Genomic DNA, 12,625 nt, shown 5'->3' on the forward strand with positions numbered 1-12,625 from the left:
GAATGGCTAAAGATGATGTAATTGAAGTCGAAGGTACCGTTCTTGAAACGTTGCCAAATGCTATGTTCAAAGTAGAATTAGAGAATGGGCATGTCGTATTGGCTCACGTTTCTGGTAAAATCCGTATGAACTTCATTCGTATTTTACCAGGAGACAAAGTTACGGTAGAATTATCTCCGTACGATTTAAATCGTGGTCGTATTACGTACCGTTTTAAATAATATAGCACTCCGTAATCTTTAAGGAGGTTCGAGACATGAAAGTAAGACCGTCAGTTAAACCAATCTGCGAAAAATGTAAAGTTATTCGTAGACGTGGAAAAGTAATGGTTATTTGTGAAAACCCTAAACATAAACAAAAACAAGGTTAATCAGAAGGAGGTGCATTCGTAATGGCACGTATCGCAGGTGTAGATATTCCTCGAGACAAACGCGTTGTTATTTCTTTAACTTACGTATTCGGCATTGGTCGCACAACTGCTGAAAAAATTCTTGCTGAAGCAGGTATTTCTGAAGAAACACGAGTTCGTGATTTAACGGAAGACGAATTAGGACGTATCCGTGATATCATCGATCGTATTAAAGTTGAGGGAGACCTTCGTCGTGAAGTATCTCTTAACATCAAACGTCTAATGGAGATCGGTTCTTACCGTGGTCTTCGTCACCGTCGTGGTTTACCAGTTCGTGGTCAAAACTCTAAAAACAATGCTCGTACACGTAAAGGTCCACGTCGTACAGTAGCAAATAAAAAGAAATAATAAGTAAAGGAGGTTGAACTAACAATGGCACGTAAAACAAACACTCGTAAAAAACGTGTGAAAAAGAATATTGAAGCTGGTATAGCTCATATTCGTTCTACTTTCAACAACACAATCGTAACACTTACAGATACTCACGGTAACGCACTTTCTTGGTCTAGTGCTGGTGCACTTGGTTTCCGTGGATCTCGTAAATCTACTCCATTCGCTGCGCAAATGGCTGCTGAAACTGCTGCTAAAGCTGCAATGGAACACGGTTTAAAAACTTTAGAGGTTACTGTTAAAGGTCCTGGTGCTGGTCGTGAAGCTGCAATTCGTGCTCTTCAAGCTGCAGGTCTAGAAGTAACAGCAATTAGAGATGTTACTCCAGTTCCTCATAATGGATGTCGTCCACCAAAACGTCGTCGTGTGTAATTTTTCTGTATAGAATTTTCCCTTTTGTCTATAATGGATATGATGCATTATCGAGAAATTTCGTACAGAAACATCGCTTGTTGTGCACAATCGGGAACTGCCTAAGGGGGACTTTCGGTTAGACAGGGGTTATACCTTTGTTTAACCGGGGTTTCGACGTTTTGAAGGAGGGTTTAGTTAATGATTGAAATCGAAAAGCCGAAAATCGAAACGGTTGAACTTAACGAAGATGCTAAATATGGTAAATTCGTAATTGAACCGCTTGAGCGTGGATATGGTACTACTTTGGGTAACTCCTTACGTCGTATTCTTTTATCCTCACTCCCTGGTGCCGCTGTTACTGCTATCCAAATCGATGGCGTATTACATGAATTTTCAACAGTTGAGGGCGTAGTAGAAGACGTTACGACGATCATCTTAAACTTGAAAAAGTTAGCTCTTAAAATCTACTCTGAAGAAGAGAAGACGTTGGAAATTGATGTACAGGGCGAAGGTATTGTCACAGCTGCTGATATTACTCACGATAGTGATGTAGAAATCTTAAATCCAGATTTACACATTGCAACGTTAGCAAAAGATGCGCATTTCCGCGTGCGTTTAACTGCAAAGCGTGGCCGTGGGTATACGCCAGCTGATGCAAATAAAAGCGAAGATCAACCAATAGGAGTAATTCCTATTGATTCTATTTATACTCCAGTATCACGTGTGACTTACCAAGTGGAAAAGACACGTGTCGGACAAGTGGCTAATTATGATAAGCTTACGCTTGATGTATGGACGGATGGAAGCATCGGGCCAAAAGAAGCTATCTCTTTAGGTGCCAAAATCTTAACTGAGCATTTAAATATCTTTGTTGGTTTAACTGATGAAGCACAAAATGCTGAGATTATGGTCGAGAAGGAAGAAGATCAAAAAGAGAAAGTTCTTGAGATGACTATCGAAGAACTAGACCTTTCTGTTCGTTCTTATAATTGCCTAAAACGTGCAGGAATTAATACTGTACAAGAGCTTGCGAACAAAACAGAAGAAGATATGATGAAAGTTCGTAACTTAGGACGTAAATCCTTAGAAGAAGTTAAACATAAACTTGAGGAATTAGGTTTAGGTTTACGTAAAGACGACTGAGGATTTAAACCCATCAACAAAGGAGGGAACTACGAATGGCATACAGAAAATTAGGCCGTACAAGTGCGCAACGTAAAGCTATGTTACGTGATTTAGCTACTGATTTAATTATCAACGAGCGCATCCAAACGACAGAAACTCGTGCAAAAGAACTTCGTTCTGTAGTGGAAAAAATGATCACTTTAGGTAAACGCGGAGATCTTCATGCTCGTCGTCAAGCAGCAGCTTTCATTCGCAATGAAGTAGCTAACGCTGAGACTGGTCAAGATGCACTTCAAAAACTATTCGCTGATGTAGCTCCACGCTATGCTGAGCGCCAAGGCGGATACACTCGTATTGCAAAAATTGGTCCACGTCGCGGAGACGCAGCACCAATGGTAATTATCGAGTTAGTATAATGATAATTAAAAGGGCAGGACAGTTCTTTTCAAGAAACTGGTCATGGCCCTTTTTTTTAAATATAAAAATAGGCTAACTGTGCGAAGGAAAGGGTGCCTTCTATTGAAAAAAGAGAAACTTCGGATAGAAAATATATCATTTCAATATCCTGGGGCAGCCACTTATGCATTAAAAGATGTTTCATTTTCCTTATATGAGGGAGAATGGGTATCTATTATTGGACAAAACGGTTCAGGAAAGTCTACACTTGCAAAATTATTGAATGGTTTGTTTTTGCCAGAAGCAGGGACTATTACAGTAAATGATACAATGGTTTTATCAGAGGAAACGGTATGGGATGTTCGAAAACAAATTGGAATGGTATTTCAAAATCCAGATAATCAATTTGTTGGAACAACAGTGCAAGATGATGTTGTATTTGGCTTAGAGAATATCGGAATGCCAAGAGAACAAATGATTGAAAGATTAGAACAGGCCTTGCGACTTGTCCGTATGGAAGATTTTCTTAATGATGAGCCTCATTCCTTATCTGGTGGGCAAAAGCAGCGAGTGGCAATAGCAGGCGTTTTAGCACTTCAACCATCTATTTTAATATTAGATGAAGCAACGTCAATGTTAGACCCTCAAGGGAGACGTGAAGTAGTAGAAACGGTTAGACAACTTGTTACTCAAAAAGGTATTACCGTGTTATCGATTACGCACGATTTAGAAGAAGCGGCACAGTCAGATCGTGTCATTATTTTAAATAAGGGAGAAATATTAGAGGAAGGGACTCCAGAAAAAATTTTCAAATCCTCTCATATGCTCCAAGAAATTGGCTTAGATGTACCGTTTTCAGTGAAAATAGCAGAATTATTAAAAAGAAATGAAATTCTCTTGCAAAATACGCATCTTACAATGGAAAGCTTGGTGAACGAACTTTGGAGATTACATTCCAAAAAGTAGAGCATCGTTATCAATATAAAACTCCATTTGAAAGACGCGCACTTTATGATGTAGATGTGTCGTTTCCAAGTGGGGGCTATTATGCCATTATTGGTCATACTGGTTCAGGTAAGTCAACGATGATTCAACATTTAAATGGTTTATTGCAGCCGACAAATGGTACAGTTCAAATTGGTGAACATTTGATTTCGGCAGGAAAGAAAGAAAAAAAGTTAAAGCCACTACGTAAAAAAGTAGGGGTTGTCTTTCAATTCCCAGAACATCAGTTGTTTGAAGAGACTGTGGAGAAAGATATTTGTTTCGGCCCTACTAATTTTGGAGTATCTGTAGACGAAGCAAGGCAAAAGGCTAGAAAGGCAATTGAACTTGTAGGGCTAGAACCGGAACTGTTAACACGTTCTCCATTCGAATTAAGTGGTGGACAAATGAGACGTGTTGCTATAGCGGGTGTACTGGCGATGGAACCTGAAGTGCTTGTATTAGATGAACCTACAGCAGGACTAGATCCAAAAGGGCAGAACGAACTTATGGAGATGTTTTATAAGCTGCACAAGGAAAAGGGGCTTACAGTTATCCTTGTAACGCATAATATGGAGGATGCTGCTCAGTATGCGGAGCAGATTGTAGTTATGCATAAAGGAACGGTCTTTTTGCAAGGAAGTGCAGAGGAAGTATTTTCACATGCCGATGAACTAGAGAAAATTGGTGTGGATCTTCCTATGTCATTAAAGTATAAACGTGCAATTGAAGAGAAGTTTGGTATTTCAATTCCAAAGGCTACCTTATCTTTAGAGGATCTTACTCATGAAGTTGTGCAGGTGTTACGAAAAGGTGGTCATGAATCATGCAGCAGTTGATTATTGGGAGATATATCCCGGGGAATTCACTTATTCATCAACTTGATCCACGTACGAAGCTGCTGATTGTCTTTTTATATGTATTTGTTGTTTTCTTAGCAAATAATGCGATTTCATATGGATTTTTATTTTTATATGCACTCATTGCTTTATTTTTTGCAAAAGTGCCGATTCGTTATGTACTTTCGGGCTTAAAACCAATTTTATGGATTTTTCTTTTTACATTTTTCCTGCATATTTTTACAAATAAGGAGGGGGATGTACTATTCCAGCTTGGTTGGTTTTCGATATATGAAAAAGGATTAGAGCAAGGGATATACATTTCTGTACGATTCTTCGTTATTATTTTAATGACGACATTATTAACGTTAACGACGACACCTATTGAAATTACAGATGGTTTGGAGACGTTATTAAAGCCGTTGAAGCGTATAAAGGTTCCTGTTCATGAAATCGCATTAATGATGTCAATTTCTCTTCGTTTTATCCCGACATTAATGGATGAAACGAGTAAAATAATGAAAGCACAAGCGTCACGTGGTATTGATTTTGCCGGGGGACCGATAAAAGATAGAATGAAAGCTATTATTTCACTGCTCGTTCCTCTGTTTATCAGTGCTTTTAAGCGTGCAGAGGACTTAGCCATTGCGATGGAAGCTCGTGGATATCAAAGTGGTGAAGGACGTACTAAATTTAGGCAACTACGCTGGAAAACAAGCGATACAGTAACGATTGTCAGCTTATTTTGTTTAGCTTGTATTTTGGCATGGGTGCGATCGTAATGGAGAATAGAGAAATGGATAGAATAAAATGTACGGTTGCATATGATGGCATGCATTTTTGTGGTTATCAAATTCAGCCGAACCATCGTACTGTTCAACAGGAGATAGAAAAAGCATTGCAGAAATTGCATAAGGGAGAACTTGTTCGTGTTCAGGCATCTGGTAGAACAGATTCTACAGTTCATGCAAAAGGACAAGTAATACACTTTGATACTCCTTTGTCTCTTGAAGAGTGGCAATGGATTAATGCTTTAAACACAATGTTGCCAGATGATATTGTTATTAGGCAAGTAGAGAAAAAAACAGAAGAATTTCATGCACGTTACGGTGTTGAGAAAAAAGAATATCGTTATCGTGTATTATTATCAAAGACTGCGGATGTATTCCGTAGAAATTACGTATATCAATATCCATATCCGCTCGAAATCAACTCTATAAGAAAAGCAATTCCTTATTTTATTGGAACACATGATTTCACTTCTTTTTGTTCGGCAAAAACTGACAAAAAAGATAAAGTGCGAACAATTTATGAAATCGAGTTAATTGAACAAAATGATGAAATAATTTTTCGTTTTGTAGGTAATGGATTTTTATATAATATGGTCAGAATTATTGTTGGTACGTTACTTAGCGTAGGGCAAGGAAAGCTTGATCCTGATAGCATTCCAGAGATTTTAGCGAAACAAAATCGTCAGTTTGCTGGAAAGATGGCTCCAGGTCATGGGCTTTACTTATGGGAGGTAAACTATAACAACTAATCCTGGTGTAACATTTGCTTGACATTAGAAACTCAAAAGTATATCATAACATATGGTATTGTTTCTAAAACCACGATTAGCCCCGGAAGGAAATCGTGTTTAAGATAAACAATAGATTTTTTCTATGGAAAAGATAACGAGGAGGGAAACACATGCGTACGACTTTTATGGCAAAAGCTAACGAAGTTGAGCGTAAATGGTATGTGGTTGATGCTGAAGGTCAAACTTTAGGTCGCCTTGCTAGTGAAGTAGCATCCATTTTACGTGGTAAAAACAAACCTACATTTACACCACACGTTGACACGGGTGATCATGTAATTATTATTAACGCTGAGAAAATTCATTTAACAGGTAATAAATTAAACGATAAAATTTACTACCGTCACACTAACCACCCAGGTGGACTTAAGCAAAGAACAGCTCTTGAAATGCGTACAAACTACCCTGTACAAATGTTAGAGCTTGCAATTAAAGGCATGCTTCCAAAAGGACGCTTAGGCCGTCAAGTTTCTAAGAAACTTAACGTGTATGCTGGAGCAGAGCATCCACACCAAGCACAAAAACCAGAAGTTTACGAACTTCGCGGATAATTAATTAAAGGAGGGCTTACTTTGGCACAGGTTCAATACTATGGCACTGGACGTCGTAAGAGTTCAGTAGCGCGCGTACGCCTAGTTCCAGGCGAAGGACGCGTTATCATTAACGGTCGTGATTTTGAAAACTATATCCCATTTGCTGCATTACGTGAAGTAGTGAAACAACCTCTAGTTGCAACAGAAACTTTAGGTAACTACGATGTACTTGTAAACGTAAATGGTGGTGGATACACTGGTCAAGCTGGTGCTATTCGTCACGGTATTTCTCGCGCTTTATTAAAAGCTGATCCAGAATACCGTCTAACACTAAAACGTGCAGGTCTATTAACTCGTGACGCACGTATGAAAGAGCGTAAAAAATACGGTCTTAAAGGCGCACGTCGTGCACCTCAGTTCTCAAAACGTTAATTTTTGCGAACTACAAACCCCAACCATTTTGGTTGGGGTTTTTTTATGTTTCATTCCTCTTTTGCAATTTTTATAGCTTGGAATATTTTAGTGCTACCGCCACGCGTATGCTTCTTCTTTAGAAGTTTAGACTAATACGTATTAGGGAGGTTTATAAGTACTATGAATGTCATTGTCAGCTTACAAGAAAAACAAAAAGAAAAGCAGTTAAAATACGAGCGGAAGATGTTGCGGGAATTATCATTAAAAACATTGCGTTCAAATATTCGTGATGCCTTTCAAATGCAAGAGCTTCATCGTCAGTATGAAGATTACTGTATTGAATTAGGGATAGAATCTTATTTATTAGGAGCGAGATACAGTAAATTTGGTTATTATGGTGAATCGATTTTTGATGTGAAATATAGAGCTTTAGAAGAAGAACAACAATTAACTGAAACGCTATTTCAATTTTTAACGAGTATGACTATGCGAGAAATAAAGTTGAAAGATGAGGAATTACTTTTTGAATCTTGTCAGCAGTTTATAGGATTGTGGTGGCAAGAAGGGTATGAAAAAGGTGAAAGAAGATATCGATTAAAGCTTCATTAAGACAAGCATAAACTTTCCTCTTGTCCCATATAAGTAATTAGAGGGACTAGCTGGAGGAGGAAAGGTATGAAGAGAATTCGAATTATCTCTTTTGCGCTCGCTGCGGTTGTATTGTTTTTTTTAGTTAAACAAGAATTTCAAATTACAAAATCGTGGCGAGCTTGGAATTTACCCTTATCAGGGAAAGTAATTGTATTAGATGCTGGGCATGGTGGACCAGATGGAGGGGCTGTTGGTGGAAAGGATATTATAGAAAAGGATATTACGCTTGAAATTACAAAAAAGGTACAAGACTATTTACAAGAACAAGGTGCACTAGTTATTTTAACGCGTGAGGGAGATTATGATTTAGCTAACAAAGATACAAAGTCATATAGTAGACGTAAAGCAGAGGATTTAAAAAAACGTGTAGAAATCATCAATAAACCTGATGTAGACTTTTTTGCAAGTATTCATTTAAATGCTTTAACTAGTAGTGGATCGAAAGGCGCACAAACGTTCTATTACCGCTCTTCGATTGAAAATGAACGTGCTGCAAAATTTATACAGGCTGAATTGAGAACAAGTTTAGAAAACACGAATCGTTCTGCTAAGACAATTTCGCATGTATATTTATTAAAGTATTCTAAAACACCAGGTGCTTTAATTGAAGCTGGCTTTTTATCGAATGTGAACGAAAGGTATATGTTAAATTCGGAGAAATATCAGCAAAAGGTAGCAGCTGCAATATACCGTGGTATATTACGTTATTTCACGGAAAAAGGAAATCCTCCAGAATAAGGAGGATTTTTTTGAGCTTCTCTCGTTAACGAAGTTTTCGGAAAATATGTTATACTGGAAATGTAAACGCATTTATTTCAAGGATAAGCAGAGATAAATTCAATTAACATTACGTTATTTTTCATACAGGGGGCTGGGCTAATTATGATAACGAAAGAGCAAGTGGTTGAAGCGTTAGAAGGGATTGTAGATCCGTTTTTACATAAAACATTAAAAGAAACAAGTGCAATTAAAGAGGTAACAGTCAAGCCAGAGAAGGAACATGTGAGTGTCAAAATTGCAATCGTAAAAACCGGTACAGCGGAACAAATGCAGTTGCAGTCTGGAATTGTAAAGTTAGTAAAAGAACTTGGGGCAGCAACAGTTGGACTTCGTTTTGCAGAATTTACAGAAGAGGAATTAGCTCAGTTTGCACCGGAACAAGAAGAAGAGCAAAGTGAATCTTTATTGTCACCTAATTCAAAAACAACATTCTTAGCAGTAGCGAGTGGAAAAGGTGGCGTGGGAAAATCAACTGTTTCCGTTAACCTTGCAGTTGCTTTAGCTCGTTTAGGAAAAAAAGTTGGTATTATTGATGCGGACATTTACGGTTTTAGTGTGCCAGACATGATGGGGATAGAAAAACGTCCTATCGTAAGAGGTGACAAGATAATTCCGGTGGAACGTTTAGGTGTAAAGGTAATCTCAATGGGCTTCTTTGTAGAGGATAATGCACCAGTTATTTGGAGAGGACCTATGCTTGGGAAAATGTTAAACCACTTCTTCACAGAAGTAGAATGGGGCGATTTAGATTATTTAGTACTAGATTTGCCACCAGGCACAGGTGATGTTGCGTTAGATGTGCACTCAATGTTGCCATCTTGCAAAGAGATTATTGTAACGACGCCTCATCCAACAGCTGCGTTTGTAGCAGCGCGTGCTGGAGCGATGGCATTGCGCACTGAACATAGTATTCTTGGTGTTGTTGAGAATATGGCATATTTTGAAAGTAAGGTAACTGGTGAGAAAGAATATGTATTTGGAAAAGGCGGGGGAGATAAGTTAGCTACCGAATTACAAACGAATGTTCTTGGTCGCATTCCGCTACAACAACCCGATTGGAATAAAGAAGACTTTGCTCCTTCAGTATATGAAGATACACATACAACGGGCATTATTTATAGTAAAATAGCTGAAACAGTAATTGATAGAACAGCTGTTACACAAAAATAAAGTGAAACTTTAATCAGTGGGGTTCACCTGTTACTGACAACAATAAGGCTTTTGTTGCTAGTAAACCTTTCGCTTAACTAGAGGGGGCCATTTCGTCTGTTAATAGCAAGATAAAGTAATAACGAGTGAACAATGTATAAATTGTCCACTCGTTATTATAGTTATTATTTTTTACTATTCTTCCTTCTTCCCGCCTTGAGAACCACCGTCACCGCCTGCTTCTTTCTTACCAGATCCGCCTTTTTCAGCTTTTTGCACACCTTTACTAATGATATCAATCATCTTGGCTTGGAAGAGTGGACTTTCAGCAGTTTCTGTTAGTACTTGTTGTAGATATTGACGGTATTCTTTACTCTTCATTGTTTGTAACATCATTTTTTCTACTTCAGGATTTTTCATAATTTCTATAACGCCTGCTTGGTATTCAGGGTCTTTTAATAAGGTTTTCATTAATTGGGTTTGTTCTTTCCCCATACTTTTAGCGAACTTCGATGAGAACTCAGGATCTTTAAAGAGCTTTTCCCAGAATTGTTGCCCTTTATCGGATACCATGGCATCTTCAATCGTTTTCTTTACTACTGTTTCATCTAGTATGAGTGCTTGTTTCATTTTTTCATCAGTTAATACATCTTGAATAGCTTTCTTACCTTGATCTGTTTTTAAAATATCAACAATCATTTTCTTTGTTTGATCGTAATCTAGTTCGGATTTCGTTTCTTTTCCTTGTGCGCATGCTGCAAGTGCGATAAGTAGAAAAGAAGAAACGAAAATGAATAGCATCCGTTTCATAAGTTGGAACTCCTTTCAGCACAGTTCTCTCTTTTTAATATAAATATCTTTAAGGAATTTATACATGAACATGGCTAGCTTTTTGAAATTGTCATTGATACAATTTAATTAGAAATATAAGGATAATGGGGGATGTGTTGTGAATAGCCGCAAGTGGGTACGACTATTTTTAACGACGTTGTTTCTTGGTGGAATTAGCACAGTTATTATTGGTTTTGTTTTGGAGTGGGACAAGTACAATAAATTTTTTCAAAATTTCGACGGTAAGGAGATTTTAGCAGTATCTTTCTGGCTGATGGGTGTAGGATTTATTTTTAGTGTTATAAGTCAAATGGGATTCTTTGCATATTTAACAATCCACCGTTTTGGACTAGGGATGTTCCGCTCATCTTCTTTATGGAATGCAGTCCAGCTCTTCTTTATTGCATTCGTATTATTTGATTTTGTGTATTTAAGATCTGTACTTATTGCAAATGGGGAAGTCTCGTTAGGGAATAACATACTTGTTGCTGGAATATTATTTGTGTTTGGAGCAATTGTTGCTTATGTAAAAAGCAAAGAAACAAATAAAAAAGCATTTGTGCCAGCTCTGTTCTTTATGGTTGTTGTAACGATCCTTGAATGGGTACCGGCGCTTCGGATTAATGATACAGATTGGTTATATTTAATGGTTATACCGCTATTGTTATGTAACGCATATCAATTACTTGTATTACATCGTTTAATCGGAAAAACAAGTAAATCAGCTTAATAGAGAGATTTTATACACCAGCAGTTATAATGCTGGAAATGGTATGATTAAAAAAGCTCTACCACCTTCTTGAAAGGTAGTAGAGCTTTTTATGCGTGAAGAGTGGTAGGGAAGAAGCTACTTCACATCTTCACTTTTCGTACTTGTGTTGGAAATAAGTTGTGATACGGATATTTGCTCATATCCATCCCTTTTTATTTTTTGCAGGAGCAGCGGTAAAGCTCTATTTGTTTGAAGGGCAGAATCGGATGCGTGTAATAAGACGATATCTCCACCTTTCAAATTATTAGAGACAGTGGAAACGATGTTATTTACACCTGGGTTTTTCCAATCGTTTGAATTATTACTCCAATGCACGACGGTGTATCCAAGTGATTCTGCGATTTTAAGGGTTGCTTTGTTAAATTCGCCACTAGGTGGACGTAACAGCTTGACTTGTTTTACACCAAGTTTCGTAAAAACATCTTGTGCTCGTAAAAGGTCTCGTCTTATTTCATTTGTCTCTAGAGAAGTGTAGGATGTGTAATTGTACCCCATACTACCGATTTCGTGTCCGTCTTTCATGATTCGCTCTACAATATCGGGGTGTCTTTCGGCCCATGCAGCAGAAAGGAAGAATGTTGCATTCTTAATTTCTCTTTCTTTAAGAGTATCTAGGATTGGAATTGCTTTTTTGTCTCCCCAACTAATATCAAACGTAAATGCAACTTGCTTTTTAGCGGTGTCTCCTTTGTAAATTACTTTAGGGCCTGTAGCAGTTGAAAAAGCAGATTCATGTGAATATGTTTTTAAAAAGAGTAGCCATGCTGTAAATAAGGACAGTATCACTATTAAGCTAATGTGTTTAAAATTTCTCTTACTCGTAATAAAAAAGAAAAACATAATATTACGCCCCTTTGTCCAATCCTTTTCAGTTACATATATGCTGTAAATATAAAAAAGAGAACAAAGGATTAATATCGTAAGTAGTGGATATAATGGATGATAGGATTGTGATAATTGAAAATGAGCGGAACGTTTATTGTTGCGTAAGGAATTATTGAGGTGATTGTTTGCTTGGGCTGATGTTGACAAAAGAAGAGAGAAAAGAAATGGAATACATATTGAAGAGAGAATTAGAGGAACTTTTATTTGATTTTGAAGATGAGCGTATTCATGAAGTTGTAAAAAAAGCCATGGAAGAAAGATATAAAATCATTTTCTGTTTATTCCGGAGAGTAGCTAACACAGAAGAATGTATTCGTTATGTAAGAAAAAGAATTTTTTATTAAAAAGTGTTGACGTTAATAGTTTGTATATGTTAAATTAATAACCGTCGCTGATGCGGAAATGCAGAAAACGACAAAAAGAAATTGAAAAACTTAGTTGACATCGAAAAACGAAAATGTTAACATAAGGAAGTCGCAAATGAGCGACCAAGTAGTTCTTTGAAAACTGAACGAAACAAACAACGTGAAACGT

The 12,625-nt window shown here is 37.4% G+C and carries 19 protein-coding genes; 17 read left to right on the forward strand and 2 right to left on the reverse strand.

Going from position 1 to position 12,625, the window contains the following annotated elements; all coding sequences use genetic code 11:
* Positions 1-2 precede the first annotated feature (2 nt).
* From infA to HFD78_RS26645, 15 genes are all read left to right on the forward strand, one after another.
* On the forward strand, positions 3-221 hold the full coding sequence (gene infA, locus HFD78_RS26575) for a translation initiation factor IF-1 (protein WP_001029884.1): 219 nt from the start codon (positions 3-5) through the stop codon (positions 219-221).
* Between the two features lie 35 nt (positions 222-256).
* Complete coding sequence (rpmJ, locus tag HFD78_RS26580; RefSeq protein WP_000868344.1) at positions 257-370, forward strand: 50S ribosomal protein L36; 114 nt, start codon at positions 257-259, stop codon at positions 368-370.
* Between the two features lie 21 nt (positions 371-391).
* Positions 392-757 (forward strand): 30S ribosomal protein S13, encoded by a 366-nt coding sequence (gene rpsM / locus HFD78_RS26585; RefSeq protein WP_000090788.1) that lies wholly within the window; start codon positions 392-394, stop codon positions 755-757.
* 24 nt (positions 758-781) lie between these two features.
* Positions 782-1,171, forward strand: a complete 390-nt coding sequence (rpsK, locus tag HFD78_RS26590; RefSeq protein WP_000101798.1) for a 30S ribosomal protein S11 — start codon at positions 782-784, stop codon at positions 1,169-1,171.
* Between the two features lie 180 nt (positions 1,172-1,351).
* Complete coding sequence (locus tag HFD78_RS26595; RefSeq protein WP_000569643.1) at positions 1,352-2,296, forward strand: DNA-directed RNA polymerase subunit alpha; 945 nt, start codon at positions 1,352-1,354, stop codon at positions 2,294-2,296.
* A gap of 35 nt (positions 2,297-2,331) precedes the next feature.
* On the forward strand, positions 2,332-2,694 hold the full coding sequence (rplQ, locus tag HFD78_RS26600) for a 50S ribosomal protein L17 (RefSeq protein ID WP_000331490.1): 363 nt from the start codon (positions 2,332-2,334) through the stop codon (positions 2,692-2,694).
* Positions 2,695-2,797: 103 nt separating this feature from the next.
* Positions 2,798-3,640, forward strand: a complete 843-nt coding sequence (locus HFD78_RS26605) for an energy-coupling factor ABC transporter ATP-binding protein (protein ID WP_000711759.1) — start codon at positions 2,798-2,800, stop codon at positions 3,638-3,640.
* Complete coding sequence (locus tag HFD78_RS26610) at positions 3,616-4,497, forward strand: energy-coupling factor ABC transporter ATP-binding protein (protein WP_000406535.1); 882 nt, start codon at positions 3,616-3,618, stop codon at positions 4,495-4,497. The genes HFD78_RS26605 and HFD78_RS26610 overlap by 25 nt, the downstream gene beginning before the upstream one ends.
* Positions 4,485-5,279 (forward strand): energy-coupling factor transporter transmembrane component T family protein, encoded by a 795-nt coding sequence (locus HFD78_RS26615; RefSeq protein WP_001186526.1) that lies wholly within the window; start codon positions 4,485-4,487, stop codon positions 5,277-5,279. The genes HFD78_RS26610 and HFD78_RS26615 overlap by 13 nt, the downstream gene beginning before the upstream one ends.
* A 14-nt stretch (positions 5,280-5,293) precedes the next feature.
* Positions 5,294-6,037, forward strand: coding sequence for a tRNA pseudouridine(38-40) synthase TruA (gene truA / locus HFD78_RS26620; RefSeq protein ID WP_002098927.1), 744 nt, complete (start codon positions 5,294-5,296; stop codon positions 6,035-6,037).
* Between the two features lie 152 nt (positions 6,038-6,189).
* The gene (gene rplM / locus HFD78_RS26625) at positions 6,190-6,627 is read left to right on the forward strand and encodes a 50S ribosomal protein L13 (RefSeq protein ID WP_001260793.1); all 438 of its coding nucleotides are present in this window, start codon (positions 6,190-6,192) and stop codon (positions 6,625-6,627) included.
* 21 nt (positions 6,628-6,648) lie between these two features.
* On the forward strand, positions 6,649-7,041 hold the full coding sequence (rpsI, locus tag HFD78_RS26630; protein WP_000079986.1) for a 30S ribosomal protein S9: 393 nt from the start codon (positions 6,649-6,651) through the stop codon (positions 7,039-7,041).
* Positions 7,042-7,203: 162 nt separating this feature from the next.
* Positions 7,204-7,632: a DUF2521 family protein gene (locus HFD78_RS26635; RefSeq protein WP_001101007.1), complete on the forward strand. Its 429-nt coding sequence runs from the start codon at positions 7,204-7,206 to the stop codon at positions 7,630-7,632.
* Positions 7,633-7,698: 66 nt separating this feature from the next.
* On the forward strand, positions 7,699-8,412 hold the full coding sequence (cwlD, locus tag HFD78_RS26640) for an N-acetylmuramoyl-L-alanine amidase CwlD (protein ID WP_000822439.1): 714 nt from the start codon (positions 7,699-7,701) through the stop codon (positions 8,410-8,412).
* Between the two features lie 144 nt (positions 8,413-8,556).
* Positions 8,557-9,624 carry an Mrp/NBP35 family ATP-binding protein gene (locus tag HFD78_RS26645; protein WP_000628846.1) on the forward strand — a complete coding sequence of 356 codons (1,068 nt, stop codon included), beginning with the start codon at positions 8,557-8,559 and terminating at the stop codon, positions 9,622-9,624.
* 174 nt (positions 9,625-9,798) lie between these two features.
* Here HFD78_RS26645 and gerD read toward each other — a convergent pair whose 3' ends face one another.
* Positions 9,799-10,413, reverse strand: a complete 615-nt coding sequence (gene gerD, locus HFD78_RS26650; protein ID WP_000827296.1) for a spore germination lipoprotein GerD — start codon at positions 10,411-10,413, stop codon at positions 9,799-9,801.
* Between the two features lie 139 nt (positions 10,414-10,552).
* Between gerD and kbaA the strand changes: the two genes are divergently transcribed.
* Complete coding sequence (gene kbaA / locus HFD78_RS26655) at positions 10,553-11,164, forward strand: KinB signaling pathway activation protein KbaA (RefSeq protein WP_001088526.1); 612 nt, start codon at positions 10,553-10,555, stop codon at positions 11,162-11,164.
* Between the two features lie 117 nt (positions 11,165-11,281).
* On the opposite strand, the gene pdaB is transcribed toward kbaA, so the two are convergent.
* Positions 11,282-12,046: a polysaccharide deacetylase family sporulation protein PdaB gene (gene pdaB / locus HFD78_RS26660; RefSeq protein ID WP_000464704.1), complete on the reverse strand. Its 765-nt coding sequence runs from the start codon at positions 12,044-12,046 to the stop codon at positions 11,282-11,284.
* 170 nt (positions 12,047-12,216) lie between these two features.
* Between pdaB and HFD78_RS26665 the strand changes: the two genes are divergently transcribed.
* Positions 12,217-12,435, forward strand: a complete 219-nt coding sequence (locus tag HFD78_RS26665) for a hypothetical protein (protein ID WP_000901147.1) — start codon at positions 12,217-12,219, stop codon at positions 12,433-12,435.
* Positions 12,436-12,625: the final 190 nt, after the last annotated feature.

The sequence above is a fragment of the Bacillus sp. EKM501B genome, from assembly GCF_011800505.1.
Taxonomy (GTDB): domain Bacteria; phylum Bacillota; class Bacilli; order Bacillales; family Bacillaceae_G; genus Bacillus_A; species Bacillus_A cereus.